The following is a 19,284-nucleotide window of genomic DNA, read 5'->3' as shown; positions in this document are numbered from 1 at the left end:
CGCTGCTCAACAAGGCCGGCGGCGCCGGCTTCCAGGTCACGGTCTACACCCAGACCTGGTCGGACGTCGAAGCCAAGGTCGGCAACCGCGCCAAGGCCGGGCAAATCGGCGGCAACCTGAACACACTCATCATGCTCCGGGTCAAGAACAACGAAACAGCCGAGATTCTGACCAACCAACTGCCTGAGGTGTCCGTCGCTTCGACCATGCTGGCCAGCGCCGCCTCAGACACTAACGACCCCCGAGATTTTGAGGAATTCGGCTCCCGCAGCGAGGACCGCATTTCCACCCAGCGCATGCCAATGCTGACCCCGGCCGATCTGGTCAAGCTCCCCAAGGGCCAGGCATTTGCGCTGATCGAAGGTGGCAGGCTCTACAAGCTGCGCCTGCCGCTGTTCGACCCCAAGGCGGACGCCACCGATCTGGCGCTGCCAGCATCGCTCGAGGTGATTGCCGCCGACATGAAGGCCCGCTATGAGAGCGCGGCCGAGGCCGAGACCCTCACCGTGCCGGGAGGCTGGCTATGAGTTCCCGCTACGAATTCCACGAACTCAAGGTCATCCACGTCTTCGTCTGGCCGCTCAAGCTGCTCTGGAAAATCCTGTACATCTATGGCGTGCTATGCGCCCTCAGCGTGGCGACCTTCTTGCTGGCCGCCTACTATCTCTGGACCGACCCGGTGGAAAGCGCCTACCAGATTTACCGCCATTCGATGGAGGCGACCACCCTGCTCGGGGCACCCTCAAGGGCCACCTGGTTGGTACAACAATCTGCGGACTTCGCCTACTGGCTGTTCTTCCAGGTCACCCAGCTACACGACATCCTCTCCCGCCTCACCCACAACATTGCCAATAGTGGGACCGACGCCACAATCGGCGAGAGATTGCTGCGGCCGTGGCTCGAGGAAATGTGGATCGCAGCGCTGGCCGTGAAGACCTTCGGAAGCCGCCTGATGCTACTGCTGACCGGCTGGCCAGTGCTTCTGCTGGCCTTCTGGTGCGGCATGACCGATGGTCTCGTGGAACGCTCGATCCGACGCGCCAGCGCTGGGCGCGAATCGTCCGGCTTGTACCATCGCGCGAAATATGCCCAGTTGAGCCTGGGCGCCACCTCGGTCCTCGTTTTCGTCTGTCTACCGTATCAGCTTGATGTGCGGTGGGTGTTGTTCCCTATCGCCATGACCATTGGGATCCTGGCTAGGACGCAGTGGAAGTTCTTCAAGAAGTATCTTTGAACAGGCGGCTGTCCATGGGCGTCTTTTTTGCCGTTGCGGCACCTGGCCGCTTATCTCTCTCTGGAAGTAGATAGCCCCGATTTCGGCGAATCGTCGCTGGGGCGGCGTCGAATGGCCGGAACTGCCGGGAAGGGACCGCACCCCACGCCTCTCAGTCGACTCCTCCCCGACCCTTTACTGCCGTTGGGCCCCGCGCAGCCCCAACGGCAATTTCCAAGCCCCCTCAGTCGTCCGCCCGCGATGCCGGCACTGGGCGATTGAGTGACCGTTTGCTGGATAAAGCGGTCTTCTGAATGTCGGAGCCACGCGTCCGGCGAAGGTCCCGTCATGGCCGGCAAGCGACGACCGCAATCGCCGGGCGACCTGTCGTACCGGGTATGAAGATCAGGGGGTAGTCCACAAGACCCCCAAAGAAGACAGGGGGCAAAGTTTGATGCATTCTCGGCCTGCCTAGACGCGGAAGAGGCTGGTCAGTATGCCGTAAAACTCCAGGACTTGTTGATCGCCACATCATTTCGCGAGCCGACGAAAGTCGCTGTGTATGTGCCGGCAGCGATGGGCTGCGTGGGGAGCAGGAACACTACCCCTCGAAACAAGCTCGCGTCCTCGACAGCCGAAGCAACCGAGCCAGCCTTGGATTCGGCAGGCACCAGGATGCGAGCCGGTACGCGACTGCCGCTAGGCCCCATCAGGATGAAGTTCGAGACCGTCAGCACGTCAGATGGCTTTTCAACGTTGACGCGGAACATGATCGGGGGACCGGCTCTGGCCAGATCGGGCGCTGGATTCGGGATCTCGTGGCCAGGAATGAACAAGCCGTGGACGTTGGCATTGTCGGCTGGGTAGTGGGCGCCAGTGCCGGGAGGCAGTTGTTGGCCGCCCCATTGGGCGAGGCCATAGCCGCCGGTTCCGGCTGCGGTCACCACACCAAAGTTCGTCACGCAGTAATTGTCATGCATGGCGAGGCCGATGGTCTCCTGATTGCTGGTAATCCCTTGCAAGTGGTAAACCGAGTTCGCCATCGAGGCAAGACAGCGGCCAATCTCGCCGTTGTAAGCATTCTGTCCAACCCATTGCTTGTGCCAGCCGCCCACGGTGAGTACTTGCTGGTACGGATCGGGACTGGTGAAACCAGGATTCCCGGGGATCTCCGTGTGGCTCATCACCGCGTTGAGCTTCATATACTCCAGGTGGTTCTCGGCCGCGGCGTCCAGGGCGGCGTCTTGCCGCAGCGCGCCTACACCCATTGCGAAGCGCAGGGAGTTGAGCGCATTGAAGAATTCGAGGCGCGGGTCGGTTCTGGAGTAAGTGGATGTGAGCGCGATCGCAGTCGAAGCAGAAGAAGACGGTTCCTTCCTGATGCTCGGTGTGCGTGGCAGGTTTGAAGCAATCGTTGGAGGGGCGGCGCCAGCGCTACCAATGCTGGCGCAGACCGCGACGAAGGTAGACATCGCGGCAATTGCGAAGAGGCTCTGTTTCACGTTTTTCCGGTTATTTTAGATCTGTACAAGCGGGGCTAAGGATCCGCGGGTGACCCTGGCAAATCCGCTTCCAGAGGCTTAACGTGATATCGGGAAGATTGGTGCACAGGAGCATGCGCGCCTGGTGCGGCAAGCTGGGGAAGTGGGTAGGGCGCGCCGTCTGCGCCCATGCAGATGCAAGAACCTAGAGACTGTCCAGGTGCCCACGGAGAGGGATCTGAGTATTAGTGTTTGACCCTGCGATTGGGTGGCGGCACAGGAAAAACAGCTTATCGCCAACCTGCGGGGAGAACGAAGGTCGCAGATCGACCCACTGCTGCCTGTCGAGCCATCAGAGGTTCAACGGCAGGTATCCGAGTGAAGCCGTCGCCCGATACGGGCACTCACGGTCAGCAGGTCGGGCCTTATGGAAGGCTTTGCATAGCGACCGCCATTTCCCTGCTCGTCTATCTACGGATGCCCGAAACACATGTCAGGCGAGCGGCCGCGAGCCCGGCGCGCCTTGCTTCGTAGAACCAGGGCGATTGCCGACGCCGCCGCGCGAAAATTCGACGGAGTGGATGGGTTGACCGTTTCCTCCAGGAGGCGCCGCGTCCGAGTGGTAGCGAAAGCGTCCAGGTGCACGCCGCCGGACGTGTTCGTTGCGCGGCGACGGGATGACGCGTAGGGCAGCAACAGCATTCACGCCGAGACGCCGGACTTGCCCTTGCTCTTCGGACCGGCGCCATTGCCCGAAGCGGAACGCCCCTTGCGCGCCGCACCTCGCTGCGCTCCACCGGTCTGTCCGCCACGCCCCGCTTCCATCACGTCCTCGAGGTAGTGCTGTACCACGCGCTGGAACTCCAGCATCGCCGCGTGACGGTCGGCCACGCTCGCATCGTGGCTCAGTGTGACGGCTGCCTTCATAAGATGCTGGACGACCACGGCCCGGAACAAAGCGTCTTTCGCAGACAGGCGCGGCGCGAGGGCGGCCAGCACGGATGCGATTCCTTTGCGCAGTCTTTCGCGCACGCCGGTGGCGCCGGGCAGCACGACATCATGCGCGTCGGCCAGCACCACGAAAGCGGGGTGCGTCGTGCGAAACGCCACGAACAACGTCGTCAGCCGGCCCGCAACGACCGATACGTCAAGCGACGGCACCTCCTCGCTCAGCCGGTCGAACGCTGCTTCAAGCTCAGTCACGTACTGATCGAGCAGCGTACCTGCGATCTGCTCTTTCGTCGGAAAGAACTGGTAGAGCGAACCGATCGACGACTTCGCACGCGCGGCGATCGCCGTCATCGTCGTTGCTTCGTACCCTTTTTCGGCGAATGCCGCGCTTGCGGCTTCCAGCAACGATGCGACCCGCGCATGTCCGCGGGCGCGGCTAGGCGCCTTGACGTCGCCCGTATTCGGCGTTGACTTTTGTGAGTCCATCCTCATATACTATTTGTGAGCACCCCCTCACAATACACCAGCGGCTCATCGCTTTCAACGGAAGACCATCATGTTGCAGAAACTTGACCCCAAGAATACCGCCCTCGTTCTGATCGATCTTCAGCAGGGCATCCTCGGATTCGGGAAAGCACCCCGCGCCGGCGAAGCCGTGCTGGCTGCCGCGGCAACGCTAGCAAAGCGCTTCCGGGAAGTGAACGCGCCGGTCGTCCTGGTCCGGGTGGGCTGGAGCGCCGACTTCGGCGATGCACTGAAGCAGCCCGTTGATCAGCCCATCGCGCTTCCCCCCGGCGGACTGCCCTCGAACTGGTGGGACTTCCCCGCCGAACTGGCGGTGGAGGAGCGCGACATCAAGATCACGAAGCGCCAATGGAGCGCTTTTTACGGCACCGAGCTCGACCTGCAATTGCGGCGTCGCGGCATCCAAACCATTGTGCTCGGCGGGATTTCGACGAACATCGGCGTCGAGTCGACAGCCCGCGCCGCGCACGAGCACGGCTACTCGCTGGTGCTCGTCGAGGATGCAATGAGCTGCGGCGCGCCCGAGCATCACCATGCGTCGCTGAATTACATCTTCCCGAGGCTCGGTCTCGTGCGGCAATCCGGCGACGTACTTGAGGCGCTCGCAGGCTAATGACGCCCGATGAACAAGCACAGCGTGGCCGGATAGCGACGATGAGCAGCGAACGGCACACCGGAGATTCGTTGCTCTTGCGCCGCGTCGAAACCGTGTTCGACGGGCGGGCGTTGGGTCGCACCATGTTTGCGCTCGTCCCGCTGCTCGTGCTTGCACTCGTATCAGGCAGATCTGAGTGGCTCACCGTTGCAATCGTGCCGGTCGCGATGCTCATTGCACTCGACCACTCGCAGCTTGCGCCGCTCGGCGTCTTCGCGCACGCTTCGGCGATCGGCGTGGGCTTCATGATCCTGATGGCGTCGCTCGCGCACCCGCTGCTCTTTGTCGTAGCCACCGCCCTGCTGGGCATGGGATCCGTGCTGGTGACCGCGGGCGGCAGCGCCTTGCGCTCGCTCGGCAACTTCACGTTCATTCCCTCGCTGTATCTTGCCTGCGAAAGTGGGGAAGGGGTCACGCGGCAAGCGCTTATCACCCGGAGCGTTGAGATTCTGCCGTTCCTGTTGATAGCGGCGTTGCCGATCTTGCTCGTTGCATCAGTCGAGCACTTCCACTCGCGCGAAACCGGCCAGCCGACTCTTGCGCATTTCGCAAAGTGGACTCGCCTCTCCCCAAACAGCGAGCGCAACGCATATATCGAGCTGGTGATCACCGTCGCGCTCGCGGTCGCTTGCGCTGCCGCACTTGTCGAATGGCGACACGTCGATGATGGTCAGTGGATGATCTGGTCGGCCGCCAGCGTCGTTACCGGAAATGCGGCAAGCGCCCGGCAGAAGTTTCGCAGCCGGCTCACCGGGGCTGTTGTCGGCGTTTCCTTCGGGGTGGCCGTTGGGTTGATGATCCCTCATGCGTCGTTTATGCGTGTGCTCGTTGTGTTCGCAGCAATGCTGACGCTCATCTGCATTCGTCCGTACACGCTCGCATTCGGCGTCCGGTGCGCCTGTGCGGCAATCGCATTTGCATTAGCGGGAAAACCGTGGATTTTTGGAGGCGAGCGCCTGCTGAACGTGGCAGTCGGCAGCGCCATTGGGCTGCTGTGTGCGCTCACGGCATCCGCCATTGCGGCGCACATGGAAGACACGTGCCGCTCGACGTGTTGAAACATTGCGCTCCTGTGGCTCGGCGCCAGCGAATGGAGCGTGCTCGGTGCTCGCGTGATCGTAGTGGTACTCGTCTGCGAGCGCGAAGCCCTGGTGGCCGAGCTCGTGGATGGCCGTGGTGATCAGATTGCTTGTGCGCACGCGAGCGTTCGGTCGCGGCCGGATCGGATTCACGCCGTTCACGCTCACGACCGCTACGAGAACTCACTTCTATTCGTACGATTTCACCACCGGCACCATCGAGCTTCATCGAATCGACAACGATGACGTAACCTCCGTGTGGAGCTCGGCCACGCTCATGGGTGCTGGGTGGACCGACCTCCTGCCGCTCGAAATGTATGACGGCTCGCGGCTCCTGCTACTGCATTCGAGGGTCAGCGGGATACTGCGCGTCTTCCGCATCCACAATGACGGGCAGGGGCTCGAGTATGTGTACACCGATAAGAATGCCGGCCGCGGCCCGTACAGCTTTGCGTCCTTCAGCCTGGATGGTCGTGCGTATTACCTGCGATACCGTTGGCCGCTTCTGGGTAAGAGCGCGACCCTCGAAGCGCTGCATGCGAACTAGCCCCGACTACAAGCGATCTGGGAGCTTACCTCGGAAGTTCGGCTGTATCCGTCCGGTGAGCTGGCAACAACGTCCCCGAATGCATCTTCAATAGCCGTTAGCCCCTGAAGCTGCTTCACCAACGGTGATACCTGAATGTCGGCTAAGGCCGACAAGCCATACTTCACCGTCGCGAATTGAATGCCGGTTCCTGAGTGGAACCGACGCCAGAATGTCTGAGCGGCGGTGCGAGCGATTGACTCTTCATGGCCGGCAGGTGCCCTCCGTGAGCCCGGTTATCATCAGCTCTTCCCGACCCGAAGCGGTCTGTCGGATTGCTCCAAACCGGTCACTCAAGCCGCGTCTTCGGAAACTTCGCCGCAAAGGTCGGCTTTCCGGCTAGCAATGGCGCCCGAAACCAAAGGCCAGAACCGCCGGTAAAGCGGTTTGAAACCACTCAGCCGTCATGCACCGGAGTCTCAAGCAAGTCTAGGAAGTCGGAGAACGTCTGAGCTAACGATATCAGCGCCTCATCTCCGACCTTCTCGTGAGCGAAATACGCTACCGTCGGACGCTCCCATCTTCTGAAGTCCCGGCGAACACAGTCGCCGCATCGTCGACTTCAATGCCGAGGTAGCGACCGTGCTTTCGAGCTTGGTGTGTCCAAGCAGGAGCTGGACCGCCCGAAGGTTCTTCATCCGCCTGTAGATCAGTGAAGCCTTTGTGCGCCGCATCGTGTGGGTGCCATACGCGGTATCGTCAAGTCCAATCGAGGCGATCCAACGATGTACCAGCCGGGCATATTGCCGCGTCGACAGATGCGGCGAAGCATACAATCGACTTGGGAAAAGATAGTCGGCAGACGTCAAGCCCCTCGCCCCGGCCCAGCCTTCGAGGCTTTGGCGTGTCTGCTCCGTTATCTCGAACTGTACCGGCCGTTGCGTCTTCTGTTGCATGACTGTTGCCCGGGATCCGACATGACTGCCCGGGCAGATATCCTGCACTCGCAGCCGCGTCAGATCGCACGCCCGCAGTTTGCTGTCGATCGCAAGGTTGAAGGTCGCCAGTTCACGAATGTTCGCAGCCATCTGAAGCCGCGTCCGAATCGCCCAGATTTCTTGGACCTTCAGCGGGTGCTTTTGCCCGGTTAAACTGCCCTTGTTCCAGGGCACACGATGACCGGTAGTCGGGTTCTCTGTTTTCATGACAATCTCCTTTCAATCGGAGGGAGATCCAGTCTGCGCTCCTTCGGGTGGACGCTAACCGACCTTAAGTGGAAGTTGCTTATTCCCAAAACCGGCCACTTGGCGGTTTCATAGTCGACAAACATTTCGACAGCGGTACGCGACAAGGTTGCTGGGTGCCAGAGCCCAGCATCCCACCCCGGGCGCAGGATCCGTTAGATTCTGCGCCCCCCCAAAAAAGCACGCCTGTGGCGGCTGCGTTATGCGACAAGCCGGGCTCGGGGCGTCGGCCGCTTCCAGTCCGGCGACGGGAGATGGATCCGGCTGTCCACCGTGCCGTCCTCTTTACGGAATCGTAACGTCGCGGTAATGCTATGCTCGGCGACACTTCCGATCCTGAACAGGCTGACAATATGGCGCTATACGAAATCTCTGGAGAAACGTTGACACCGATACATCAGAGCACGTTCGCCAGACTCGGGATTCTTGAGCGCCAGAATATCCAGCGAGCGGTTCGCACGCATATTGCCGCAATCACCCCTGGCGTGAGAACAATGGTGCTTGCGGAGGAGTTTGGCGACTGGGTTGGGGCCAACAGGCGCATTGACCTCCTCTGTCTTGATGAGCACGCAAGGCTGGTTGTCGTGGAGCTCAAGCGGGACGATGGCGCCCACATGGAACTTCAGGCTTTAAGGTACGCTGCAATGATCTCCACTATGCGCTTTGACCAGGCTGTGGAGGCGCACCGGAAGTACCTTGCGTCAGTTGGGTCCACCGAGATCGCAGAACAGGCAATTCGGGAGTTTCTGGAGCAGGAGGATGGCCCTGTGGCGCTTTCCGATACGGTCAGGATCGTCCTGGCGGCAGCGGAGTTTCCGCAGGAGCTCACAACCGCAGTCCTCTGGCTCAACAAACAGGGACTTGATATCCGATGCGTGCAAATGCGGCCACACACGATTGACGAGCGCGTCCTTCTCGATATTCATCAGGTCATTCCGCTTCCGGAAGCCGAGCAGTACCAGGTCGCAGTCCGTGAGAAGTCAATGGAACAGGACGCGGCCAGAGCACAGGACAGAGACCTGACGCGGTACGACTTGTCCATCGGCACGGAGACATTTGAGAACTTGCCCAAGCGTCGGCTGGCGTACGAAGTCGTCGCCGAGGGTATCCGCCGCGGACTATCTCCCGAAGCCATCGAACAGGCCATCCCCTGGAAGGGCAATCTCTTCGTGAAAGAGGAAGGAACATTGAACGAGGCTGGTCTGCTGTCCGCAACCGGACAAGCCAAGCTCCGTTGCTACACCGCGGACAGGGATCTGTTTCATTCCGGTGCGCGAACATATGCGTTCACGACCCGATGGGGAAATCGCACTATTGAAGCGGTCGAGAACGTCTTGAAGATTATGCCGGGCACCAGCGATATCGAGTATGCCCCATCCTCTGACGTCACCGATACGGTCACCTATCTCGGTTACACGCTTCGACAGCGGGCCAGTGGCGCGATTGAAGTCGAGTTCGAAGGCGTACAAAAGGTCCCGGTGAAACCTGTCCTTCGCGAGCTGGCAGCGCTCTTGAACATCGGTCTCGGCAACGCCAATGGCAACGACATGAACACGAGGCAATTGGGCGCACAAGTGATGGAGGCAATCCGTCGGATCTGATTCGCGTTGCACGTTCCAGGCGCCCGGCCGATGCAACGGCATTACGGAGAGAATCGAGCCATCACCTCCGGAGGTGATGGCACATCATCGCTTACCCATCTGCACCGCTAGCGGAGATTGCACGCAATCTGGGCTTCTATCTCAAACGGCCGTTTTTGGCCGGACGCTGACGACCACAGTAGGTGGCCGAAACCCGCAACCCGCCGGGCCATACCAGATGTGAAATACAAGGCACCACGCGTCCGAGCGAGAAGCGCTGCATTCTGCACCGGCACGCCCTTATCTCGGATTGCCCGCCTGTTGTCAGGCAATTTCACTGGCAGCTTCGCCAGCCAGCGCGACTTCCGTTTCGTCGGTCACCGTGCTTTCCTCTATCGCGTTGTCGTCTTCGGAAACCATGTCGCCCAGACCGATGACGACCGTGATATTCGGCGTCCAGTTCTTGCGGTCGGTGCTGACCTCGGCAAACGTGGTCACCGTGGCGGTGTAGCCCTGCGTTCTGAGGTTGTTGGCTAGCCGTTGCGCGCGCGGTTCCAGCGCTGCTTGCGGATTGTCTTCGTTGATGTCGAGTACCAGTCTGGTCTCGAATTCTTCCTTGCCCCTCTGGATTGCAGTTTGCATTGCCTTGAGTTGCTTGTTCGCGAGCGCGACGAGCTTGCTGTATCTGGATTCTTCCTGGCTGGCGCGCAGTGCCTTGGCGGCGTTGATGATTTCGGTGCGGTCCACGAACATGATTGCCTTTCGAGGTGGGGGGGGAGAAAGCGCAGGCGCCGCACGGGCTTGACTCCAGGAGCCAGCTTTTCCGGGAGGCGACGGTAACTGTATAAATATACAGTGCTTGCCGGCTAACCGGCAAGGAGTAAAGGGTGAAATTCCCTGACGGCAGAAGATCTGGCGAATCGCGCAATGGTTGCCGCGTCTTGACTAAACGCGGCGCTGCTCAGAAGTGATCGAGTCCCGCGCATGGTGGGAGCGCACGATACCTCCCCTGGCTCCGGCTGAGGTTGGGTAGCCCGATGCGGGCCTTTGTGCAAGGTCCGCAACCGGCTGCTCAAGTCCGAACGTCACGAAGACTAAGTTGAGAGGAGCCGACAGGCGCCTTACGACCCGGAGCCGCCGTTCGATACCAGCCCGGTGTTACGTCTCTTTTCGACGCGCAGCCGTCATTCCGCGGTGGGAACACCCCGGCCCGTCGTTCGGGCAAGACGCCGCGGCTCGCTTGACCGACGCGTCAATCATTGCGCGGAAGCTTCGCAACGACCTTGATCTCAAAGTCGAAGCCGTAAAGCCATGTCACTCCGACTGCTGTGAGCGTAGGATGCGGCGCGTCGCCCCAGAACTCCGGCACGACCTGCCAGACGCGCTCGAATGTCGATTGCGGATCGACCATGAACACCGTGACGTCCACCACATCGTCGAACGTGCATCCGGCCTCGTGCAGGATCGCATTCAGGTTTCGAAAAGCGAGCCGAACCTGTTCCTGCAGATCCGGCTCAGGCGTTCCGTCCTCGCGGCTGCCGACCTGACCCGATACGAACAGCAAACCACTCGCCCGTAGGGCCGGAGAATACCGGTTACGCTCGTAAAGCGCCTGACGTCCCGGCGGAAATACCACATCGCGCTTGCCCACTTCCACCTCCATTAATAAATCATTGGTTTCGATCAGCTCACTCTACCGACCGGCGCCCGCGCGATAAACGTCCAACCCTGTCCATGACTGTTTGTAAAATGCAAACAATTCAAACACGAGGCAAACACTCATGGACCGCTTCGACGCGATGCGCGCTTTCGTCCGGGTAGTCGAGGCAGGCAGCTTCACGAAGGCGGCCGAGACGCTTCATATGAGCAAGACCACGGTGACGCACTTGGTCCAGCAACTCGAAGCGCGATTGCGCGTCCGGCTGCTGAACCGGACGACGCGCAGGATCAACGTCACGCCGGATGGCATCGCGTACTACGAGCGCGTGACCCGGCTGCTCGCCGATATGGACGACGCCGAGACGAGCCTGTCGAGCGCATCGGCGGTGCCGCGAGGCCGCCTTCGCGTGGATGTGCCGAGTCCGTTCGCCCGCCTGATCCTCATCCCGGCGCTGCCGGCATTCCTCGCCCGCTATCCCGACATTCAACTCGACATGGGTGTGAGTGACCGCACCGTCGATATCATCGGCGAGAACGTGGATTGCGTCGTGCGTGGAGGCGAGCCGAACGATCAATCCATGGTCGCCCGGTGCGTGGCGGAGCTTCCGCTCGGCGTCTTCGCGTCGCCCGGATATCTCTCGTTGGCAGGTACGCCTTCGCATCCCGGGGAACTCGAAAACTCGCATCACCGCATCATCGGGTTCTCGTGGGGACGCGCGGGCAATCTCTATCCGCTCGTCATGCATCGCCGCGGCGAGACGGTAAAGGCGCAAGGCCGTTACGCGCTCGCCGTGGATGACGGCAACGCCTATCTCGCGGCTGGAGTGGCCGGCCTTGGCATCATGTGGCTCCCACGTTATATGTCGAAAGCTCATCTGAGACGGGGCGAGCTCGTCGCGCTGTTCGAGGACTGGCAGCTCGATCCGATGCCGCTTTACATCGCGTATCCGCCGAACCGCCATGTCAGCGCGAAGCTGCGTGTGTTCATCGACTGGGTCGTCGCACTGATGAACGAATGTGCTCCCGTGCACATGCAATGAGCTTGCAGGCACGGCGCTTCGTCATGATCGTCGAGCGAGCGCCGAAGCCTTTTGCTTCGCCGCATCGCGCCGGGGGTGGTGCGTTGAACGGGCGGCCATTACCAACCTCGCTACGCTATTTTAGGTAAGACCGTAACAACGTCCGATATGGGATGCGCAGCAGCCCCTCGACCGACCACGCGCCTGCAATCCGGACGGCCGCTCATGGCCGGCAGGCGACGGCTGTGATCGAGGGGCGGCAGGCCGTACCCGACCCGTCTCGGTCATCCACCAGACCTGAAATGGCAGTCCGATTCGCACCGAGGATCTGTCACTCAGCCCTGTTTCAGCGTAAAGGTCCAACTCCTTCTTTGCAGCACGCAAGGCGCCAGTTCATGCCCTTCATAAGACTTGGCGAATGAGGGTGACCATTACGTAGGCCGCGGCAACCACCAGCATGGCCCCAGCAAAGGCCGAGTAGTACTTAGCCCCGTGGTGCGGCGGATGGGAGTGAAAGTGATGAACAATAGGTTTCATTTACATTCTCCCTGACCAAATTGCCCACGATTGGAGCGTAGCCCCGCTATCGCAACTGACCAAGCAACCCTCATGCCATCTCTTGCCTACTAGCCGGTTAACCGCCGGAGAAGACATGCACGTTAGCGCTGGCGTACCAGCCAGAAGCTTTCAATGATCTGGCGCGTCGTGGGGCTGATGACAATCTCCCCCAGTTCTGCTTGGGAGAACCACTGACAGCGTGCGATCTCCTTGCTCGGCTTTGGCGCGGCAGATTTCCCAATATTGGCGACGAAGACATGGTGCACGGTCGTAGCACCTATGACCTGGAACAGAAAGCCGAGCCCTCGAGCCAGCAAGGTCGTTTCCTCTAGAAGCTCCCTTCCTGCAGCGTCAGCAAATGTCTCGTCCTTGCCTGGGCGACCGCCCGGCAGCGCCCACCGGCTGCCGTCCTTGGAAACCAGCAGCAAGCGCTCGCCACGCGCGCAAACCACGGTGGCCCTTATCTTCTTCTTCATCAGTCGCCTGGGGTAATGTCAGAATCTTGCGCTGATCTTACACGCGAGGCCGGGCGGCTCTGACACGGGCAGGCAGGCCAGAACCTTCCCTGCTCCAAGCTGAAAGCTAATGCACACCCGCCCACGTCAGCCGACCTATGTGGCGGTTCCTCGACCGATTTCAGCCGTCAAATCTGCGATAGCCTAGCGGCGGTAGCTGGCCGCTCATGGCCGGCAAGCGACCGCTCGCCGGCCCTTGCAAACGTTACACCTCTGTTTGTTCGGCCATTTCGAGGGCGTCATCTACCTCAATACCGAGGTATCGGACCGTGCTTTCGAGCTTCGTGTGCCCAAGCAGCAACTGTACCGCCCGAAGATTCTTTGTCCGCCGGTAGATCAACGATGCCTTCGTGCGTCGCATGGTGTGCGTGCCGTAAGCCGTGTCGTCGAGCCCGATTGACGCGACCCACCGGTGTACCAACCGGGCATATTGTCGCGTCGAAAGGTGCGGTGAATCATGAAGTCGACTTGGAAACAGATAGTCGGATGGTTTCAGTCCGCGCGCCCTGATCCAGGCCTCGATGCTCAGGCGAGTTTGTTCCGTAATCTCGAACTGCACCGGCCGCTGCGTCTTCTGCTGCATGACCGTCGCCCGGGATCCAACATGACTGCCCGGGCAGACATCTTGCACTTGCAGCCTCGTCAGGTCGCACGCCCGCAGCTTGCTGTCGATGGCGAGGTTGAACATTGCCAGTTCACGAATGTTCGATGCCATCTGAAGCGTTGTGCGAATCGCCCAGATCTCTCGGAGCTTCAACGGGGGCTTCTGCCCGGTCAGTATGCCCTTGTTCCAGGGCATACGATGACCGGTGGTCAAGTTCTCGGATTTCATGACAATCTCCTTTCAATCGAAGGGAGATCCAGTCTGCGCTCCTTCGGGCGGTCGCTAACCAACCCTCTCCTGCCGTTCGAGGTCGCACGGGGCCAATGTCTGTTTCCGCAAGATATAACGGCCGTTCACCGACTCGCACATAGAAACGAAGGTCTGGTGTTCGGCTCAGCCCGTTCCACAAAGAACTCGAATTGCGATGAGCCTAGAAAAGGCCGTGGCGACGGCGATGATGAACGGAAAGACCATCCCCCAGAATGCAGCATGCCAATAGCGGACTTTGCGTTCCAACCATAAACGAGCCCAACGGAAGAAACTCCAAAAGAACAGGGGCGACGCTACTAACCAAAAGAACAAGAGTGGGTGCCCCAACGTGTCCGAAGCGAGCCCCCCAAAGATAATGAAAACGGGAAATATCCATGCGGGCAAGAAATTCCGCCAGAAAGCTCTACCTGTGCCGATGAGTGTAGTCGGGCGTACCTGTTCCATTTGCGGTGTCCCTATATGTTTGTTGTCGATCTTGTCATAGACATCGAATGACCGGTAAGTACCCGTTCGTCGTATCCTGGACGGTCGCGCTTGGCCACAGCGGCTTTTTTAAGATCCATTCTCATTGCCCATCTCCAGGGTCTGGGGATTGCTTTGCTGCCCCCAATGTGTTGCTTGAGTTCGAGACACACCTGGCAATGAAGACATCTGGTTTTTGCGGGTTCGATGAGCATTTGCCGAGTCACCTTCGGAAATGTCTATGCTCATCGCCCACCTCCGAAGTCTGGACATTGCTTCGACCCCGTGGTGCTCGGCGGCGGCTGTCCCAGATCTGCCTGGCAATGGAAGCATAACGAGGACCGGCCGGCTTGCACGTGCGTTGCATAACACAAGAACACAAGCACGCTGGGGCTCGCAGGATGTCGCGAGCGGCGTTGGAATATGAGACGCGCATCATGGTTGCCTCCCAACGGCTGCTTTGTGGATGCGACGGGCACCCGAATGTCTCAAGATAGGAGCGATCGAACGACGCCTTGTGGCCGAACTCAGCCGTCAGACCGATCCCTGAATCACACAGTGAGTCCCATCGCCTAGGCTCTCCCATCCCGCAAGTCGGCGAAGAACCTTCTGCTAGCGGCACCAAGGTTCCACACGAAACAATCCCGATCGCATCGCCAGGAACACGGCTTCGGCGCGGCTCTGCGCACCGAGCTTTCGGCGAGCCTCATCGATGTAGTGATCGGCGGTCCGCGCTGAAATTCCCAACTTCTCGCCGATCTCCCGGCTAGACTTTCCGTTCGCAGTCAAAGACAAAGCCTGCGCCTCTCGCTCCGTCAGTCGCTGGTTCCCGAAATAGGCGGACGCCGCTGCCATGTACCGCGTATCAAGCAAGACGTGCAACTTCGCATGCCCGACCAGCACGGCCTCCAGGTCAGCCCGCTCCTCGTGCTCGACCAGCAACCACGACGCCGAGCCAAAAGGACCAAAATACGCACTCGCTACCACGCCCGGCCGTACAACCGTGGGCAACGCGGCGTATGGCGGACTGAACTGCGATTCCGCCGATCGAGCGCTTCGGGTCATCGAGCCACACTCGTGACTGATGAAGCGTGAGCAGACGGGTGACGCATAACTGAGGCGAAGTCCCGACGCCTTCAGGCGTCCGCGCGTCGACTCCAGCTCCGGAAATGCCTCTGTCAAACCGGGGAGCATCTTGGAAGTTCCGCGACCTTGAACCCTGCGATGTCGGCGGCGATGACTTTGTGCAAGCCCTCTGACCAGTCCAAGCCATGTTCGTAGTATCCCCCAGCATTCCGCGCACCGAGGAAGAATGGCAAATGTGTTCCGCGTTGGATCGCCTTCATGAAAGGCTCGGGTACACCCGCCTCCCGGGCCACCTCCAGCTGGGACACTCTAGCCTCGTCATCCATGACGAGCCAGCGCTTCGTGCGCCCCGCCTTATCGATCGCGGCAATCCCTGGCGGCGTCAGACTGACGGTGACCCAGACGGCCTCGGCGTCGCGCGTCACATCGTCGAGCAGCGCTAGCAACGCCGGATTCCCGAGGAAAGGAAGCGATTGCCGCTGCAAGATGCTCAACGCCGCATCACCGACGGATGCCATCACCTTGCGCTCAAGCTCGCGAACATAGTCCACGACGTGCCGAATTGCCTCGCGATCGTCTTTCCGTATGAATCGGTCGATGACGCCCGCGTTGAAACCCTCTATCGCGTGACGTGGTGACGCCTGCCCCGTCAGCAAGACCTTCCCAAGTCCGCGGCAGATCTGCCAGTCCGCCACCTCGAAGCCAGTCAACTCAGGCATGGCGTAGTCCAGTATGACGACACCGATCTGCTCCGAACATATGCGGTGCAAATCGAAGCCGCTCAACAGACTGTCATTCACACGTAGGGATCGTTTGTCAGGTACCAACTCGACCTCTTTGACCAACCGTCGCGAAAGCGAGTCTGGATCAATGGCATGCTTCCCCAATATGGCCAACGCCGACCAGCACGTCGACGCAGTGTAGATCTTGTTGTGAGGCAAGCGTCGACGTAGGACTTTCGCCATGCTGGCCAGTACATCTTCGTCGTCGTCCACCAGTAGCACACCACATTGCATTCGAAGCGGTACCGTCATACGCTGGGCAACTCCAATTGAAAGCGTGTGAACACGCGATCCTCGTACATGACTTGTATTGCGCCTCCCATTCGCTCCGCGATCATTCGACTTGCGTAGAGGCCCACCCCGATTCCCTCATTCTTCGCACTGAAAAATGGCACAAAGAGGTTTTGCGCTAGTGCTGCCGACAGACTGCCGGCTGAATCTTCCACCATCACTACGCCCCAACCATCCCGCCGCGCCAACTCCAGCGACACCTTCCCGCCGCCGGTTGCCGCCACGGCAGTAATGGCGTTGCGAAGGAGGTTCACCACGATCTGACGCGCGCCACCGATGTCGCCTCGCACAACACAGCTCGCGTCACCGCGAAGCTCAATCAAGGGCATATTTCTCCCTCCCGCCAACGTATCGAGCGCATCTCGTGCAACCTCCGCCAGGTCAAATGTCGCGCTGGTATCCTCCGCCGCCTCGCCGCTGGACCATCGGACGTTCTCGAGATGGAAGTTCAGGTTGCTATGTACGTCCGCTATCCGCCTCTCCAGACGATCCAGAATCTCACTCCATGCCTGGTCGCATCGATCGGCTCTATCCAGCATCTCGTCCTTCAAAGCCAGCATCTGCATACGCAATGCAAACATGGGGCTCCTAACCTCATGTGCCAGGACGGCCAATGCGCGCCATGCGCCCACAAGTCCGTCCCTGACTCGCTGATCTCGTCGACTAGCCCCAGCCACCGCTGTGGAAAAGGCAAAGAGGAATATTGGCAGGATCACGGCACCATCCTGGACAGGAACACCGGCGAACTTGCCCGCGGGCGCCAGGTGAAGGACGGCCACCGCCAGTGCGCTCCCAATCGCGAAACACGCCAACCCGGACAGCACGCGTAGGGAAAAGAACGTCAAGTAGATGGCGCAGACGAACGACATTGCCCATACGCGATTGTCGATGCCATTCGCCAAGTACATGTACGAGAAGAAGAACGGCACGTTGAGGATAAATATCGCGTAGTGGACATACGACGAGACTCTCGCGCTGCAGGCTCTGAGATATCGTCCTGTGCCAACCAGGAACCACAGCCCGGCAACACATCCACGAAGCGCCAGGCTGTCGTGGGGCTGCGGAAACACAAAAGACCAGACGATCCAATAGAGGCCGTGACCAAGAGCGCCGCCCACCCAAAGCAGCCTCAACCGCGGTGCCCAGTGCAGTGGCTCTTCCGAGAACTGGAATGCCTTCCGCGAAGGCCCTGAAGGTGCTTTATGCATCACGACATGTGACGAGCATCGCGTGGGTATAGCCGCCGTCGGCTGGCGAGACCACGTCACCGGTCACATCGTTCAGAAAGCGCCGGCCATCCCAGACGGCAAACACGCCACCCAGGGCAGGCGAACACCCTTGCGCATGTAGGCCATAGGTCAATCCGGGCAAGAGCCGATTACCGTCACTATCCCTGCCGTTGGCGATGCTATTGGGAGCTCGCTTCATCTCTCCATTTTTCTCGACCATTGGATAGGACAAGTCTGATTGACAATAGGAATATTCTTCAGAGTCACTGGGTTTTTCACTGACGCCAATTATTTCCATCTCGCTCGAACACAATGCATGTGCGCAAATCATGCCCCAGCTCACAACCGGCTGTCATCCGTAGATTTACGGGGCACACGACGCCTCCTCCATAACCCCGTATTTTCTCCCTGCACATCGAGAAATCTACTTGGCAGAATTCCATAACTGCCTTTTCCCGCGCCTCATGCCACTCTACCGAATCCGTCTGCACATCAAAGACAAAGCGAAAAGAATCATCCAAGCAGAGCTGTTGACAGCGTAACGCACCTACTTGCTGTCAACATTTGAAACATTCGCATTTATTAGATAGATTAGCCATCAATACTTAAATTATCGGAAAACAGAATGCTGATATCAAAACTCTTGGAAGAGTATCTTCGCAACAAGATTCTGGCACCGGACACAGTGAAATCCTACAGGGAGAAGACTACTCACCTTATCCGAGAAGTAGGCGATATTGACGCGAAGGAATTAAGTGTCGATAACCTTATTGACTACAGAAACAAGGTTATCAAGGGTACTTCGGCTTCGACTTACAATACGCTACACCGGCATCTCTCTGCGATCTTCCAATACGGTGTGGAAACCGGGGTCGTTGCCTCAAGCCCGTTCCGCGTCGTCAAGAAGGCACCGGTGCATCATGAACTGCCGAAGGTCATTCAGAGGGAAAAGCTGAGCCTGTTATTTCAGCTGCTAGACAATCCAGAGCATCCGTGGCCGCCTTGCATGCGACCTATCTGGTTCTGGAGAGCGTTCATCAAGACGCTCTACTTCACGGGCATGCGGAGAAGACAGATTCTCAACCTGGAGTGGCGTGATATAGACGTCGAACAACGCACTATTCACCTCAGATCCGAAACCAGCAAGACTCGGCGATCTTACGACATTCCCGTACCCCAGTCCTTACTCTCCGAGTTGGGAATGTATCGAAAAATATACTGCACGCGCCTCGGCGGAACGAACCCAAACTGGAAGGTCTTCAATGTCGGCCCGTTTCGGACTCGGGCGAAACGGACTGACCCTCGAGAAGCCATGGGCGAATGGAATCTGCGTGACGTCTTCGCCGAGCTAAGGAATACACATGGGATAGTTGCATCCTGCCATCGCTTCCGCCATACGACCGGAACGAAATTGATGCGAGTGACGAAGAACCCGAAGCTTGTTCAGCTTCAGCTTGGACATACGAGTCTCAATACGACGATGAAGTATGTCCACCCCGATATCGACGAGATGCGGGATTTGGTTTCGTATCTGTAGCAGATGGAATGTTGACAG

At 59.4% G+C, this 19,284-nt stretch carries 18 protein-coding genes and 1 pseudogene; 8 read left to right on the top strand and 11 right to left on the bottom strand.

Annotated features, from left to right (window positions below; genetic code table 11):
* Both AC1RQC_RS37445 and AC1RQC_RS37440 read left to right on the top strand, forming a co-directional pair.
* A partial coding sequence (locus AC1RQC_RS37445; RefSeq protein WP_492886457.1) for a TraM recognition domain-containing protein occupies window positions 1-527 on the top strand: 527 nt, incomplete at its 5' end.
* Window positions 524-1,234, top strand: a complete 711-nt coding sequence (locus AC1RQC_RS37440) for an IncC plasmid conjugative DNA transfer DtrJ family protein (RefSeq protein ID WP_492886455.1) — start codon at window positions 524-526, stop codon at window positions 1,232-1,234. The genes AC1RQC_RS37445 and AC1RQC_RS37440, both read left to right, overlap by 4 nt.
* A gap of 470 nt (window positions 1,235-1,704) precedes the next feature.
* On the opposite strand, the gene AC1RQC_RS37435 is transcribed toward AC1RQC_RS37440, so the two are convergent.
* A complete protein-coding gene (locus tag AC1RQC_RS37435) occupies window positions 1,705-2,715 on the bottom strand; it encodes a CAP domain-containing protein (RefSeq protein ID WP_492886453.1) in 1,011 nt (336 codons plus the stop codon).
* Between the two features lie 681 nt (window positions 2,716-3,396).
* Entirely contained in the window at window positions 3,397-4,131 is a 735-nt protein-coding gene (locus AC1RQC_RS37430) for a TetR/AcrR family transcriptional regulator (RefSeq protein WP_492886451.1), read from the bottom strand.
* Window positions 4,132-4,201: 70 nt separating this feature from the next.
* Here AC1RQC_RS37430 and AC1RQC_RS37425 point away from each other — a divergent pair, with 70 nt between their 5' ends.
* The 3 genes from AC1RQC_RS37425 to AC1RQC_RS37415 all read left to right on the top strand — a co-directional run bounded on the left by AC1RQC_RS37425 (window position 4,202) and on the right by AC1RQC_RS37415 (window position 6,451).
* Window positions 4,202-4,783, top strand: a complete 582-nt coding sequence (locus AC1RQC_RS37425) for a hydrolase (protein WP_492886450.1) — start codon at window positions 4,202-4,204, stop codon at window positions 4,781-4,783.
* Window positions 4,783-5,883 carry an FUSC family protein gene (locus AC1RQC_RS37420; RefSeq protein WP_492886448.1) on the top strand — a complete coding sequence of 367 codons (1,101 nt, stop codon included), beginning with the start codon at window positions 4,783-4,785 and terminating at the stop codon, window positions 5,881-5,883. The genes AC1RQC_RS37425 and AC1RQC_RS37420 overlap by 1 nt, the downstream gene beginning before the upstream one ends.
* Window positions 5,884-5,992: 109 nt before the next feature.
* On the top strand, window positions 5,993-6,451 hold the full coding sequence (locus AC1RQC_RS37415) for a hypothetical protein (RefSeq protein WP_492886446.1): 459 nt from the start codon (window positions 5,993-5,995) through the stop codon (window positions 6,449-6,451).
* Window positions 6,452-6,991: 540 nt separating this feature from the next.
* Here the strand turns inward: AC1RQC_RS37415 and AC1RQC_RS37410 are convergent.
* A pseudogene (locus AC1RQC_RS37410) lies at window positions 6,992-7,635 on the bottom strand (tyrosine-type recombinase/integrase).
* Between the two features lie 353 nt (window positions 7,636-7,988).
* On the opposite strand from AC1RQC_RS37410, the gene AC1RQC_RS37405 reads away from it, so the two are divergent.
* Window positions 7,989-9,275, top strand: coding sequence for a hypothetical protein (locus tag AC1RQC_RS37405; RefSeq protein WP_492815106.1), 1,287 nt, complete (start codon window positions 7,989-7,991; stop codon window positions 9,273-9,275).
* A 303-nt stretch (window positions 9,276-9,578) separates the two neighbouring features.
* Here the strand turns inward: AC1RQC_RS37405 and AC1RQC_RS37400 are convergent, their stop codons facing one another.
* Together AC1RQC_RS37400 and AC1RQC_RS37395 are read right to left on the bottom strand one after the other, a co-directional pair.
* Window positions 9,579-10,007 carry a hypothetical protein gene (locus AC1RQC_RS37400; protein WP_492886444.1) on the bottom strand — a complete coding sequence of 143 codons (429 nt, stop codon included), beginning with the start codon at window positions 10,005-10,007 and terminating at the stop codon, window positions 9,579-9,581.
* A 499-nt stretch (window positions 10,008-10,506) separates the two neighbouring features.
* Window positions 10,507-10,905, bottom strand: coding sequence for a RidA family protein (locus AC1RQC_RS37395; RefSeq protein WP_492886461.1), 399 nt, complete (start codon window positions 10,903-10,905; stop codon window positions 10,507-10,509).
* Between the two features lie 130 nt (window positions 10,906-11,035).
* Here AC1RQC_RS37395 and AC1RQC_RS37390 point away from each other — a divergent pair, with 130 nt between their 5' ends.
* A complete protein-coding gene (locus tag AC1RQC_RS37390) occupies window positions 11,036-11,953 on the top strand; it encodes a LysR family transcriptional regulator (protein WP_492815255.1) in 918 nt (305 codons plus the stop codon).
* A gap of 638 nt (window positions 11,954-12,591) precedes the next feature.
* Here the strand turns inward: AC1RQC_RS37390 and AC1RQC_RS37385 are convergent.
* The 6 genes from AC1RQC_RS37385 to AC1RQC_RS37360 all read right to left on the bottom strand — a co-directional run bounded on the left by AC1RQC_RS37385 (window position 12,592) and on the right by AC1RQC_RS37360 (window position 18,027).
* The gene (locus tag AC1RQC_RS37385) at window positions 12,592-12,966 is read right to left on the bottom strand and encodes an NUDIX hydrolase (protein WP_492831036.1); all 375 of its coding nucleotides are present in this window, start codon (window positions 12,964-12,966) and stop codon (window positions 12,592-12,594) included.
* A 244-nt stretch (window positions 12,967-13,210) separates the two neighbouring features.
* Window positions 13,211-13,837, bottom strand: a complete 627-nt coding sequence (locus AC1RQC_RS37380) for a tyrosine-type recombinase/integrase (protein WP_492886442.1) — start codon at window positions 13,835-13,837, stop codon at window positions 13,211-13,213.
* A 1,116-nt stretch (window positions 13,838-14,953) separates the two neighbouring features.
* Window positions 14,954-15,406: a helix-turn-helix transcriptional regulator gene (locus tag AC1RQC_RS37375; protein ID WP_492886440.1), complete on the bottom strand. Its 453-nt coding sequence runs from the start codon at window positions 15,404-15,406 to the stop codon at window positions 14,954-14,956.
* 113 nt (window positions 15,407-15,519) lie between these two features.
* Window positions 15,520-16,422 (bottom strand): hypothetical protein, encoded by a 903-nt coding sequence (locus AC1RQC_RS37370; protein ID WP_492886438.1) that lies wholly within the window; start codon window positions 16,420-16,422, stop codon window positions 15,520-15,522.
* A gap of 35 nt (window positions 16,423-16,457) precedes the next feature.
* Entirely contained in the window at window positions 16,458-17,618 is a 1,161-nt protein-coding gene (locus AC1RQC_RS37365) for a sensor histidine kinase (protein ID WP_492886437.1), read from the bottom strand.
* An 82-nt stretch (window positions 17,619-17,700) separates the two neighbouring features.
* On the bottom strand, window positions 17,701-18,027 hold the full coding sequence (locus AC1RQC_RS37360) for a hypothetical protein (protein ID WP_492886435.1): 327 nt from the start codon (window positions 18,025-18,027) through the stop codon (window positions 17,701-17,703).
* Between the two features lie 327 nt (window positions 18,028-18,354).
* On the opposite strand from AC1RQC_RS37360, the gene AC1RQC_RS37355 reads away from it, so the two are divergent.
* Window positions 18,355-19,266 (top strand): tyrosine-type recombinase/integrase, encoded by a 912-nt coding sequence (locus tag AC1RQC_RS37355; RefSeq protein WP_492886433.1) that lies wholly within the window; start codon window positions 18,355-18,357, stop codon window positions 19,264-19,266.
* Window positions 19,267-19,284 lie beyond the last annotated feature (18 nt).

It is taken from the genome of Cupriavidus sp. GW822-FHT03E04, from assembly GCF_058801495.1.
This window is presented reverse-complemented; position numbering and strand designations above follow the sequence as displayed.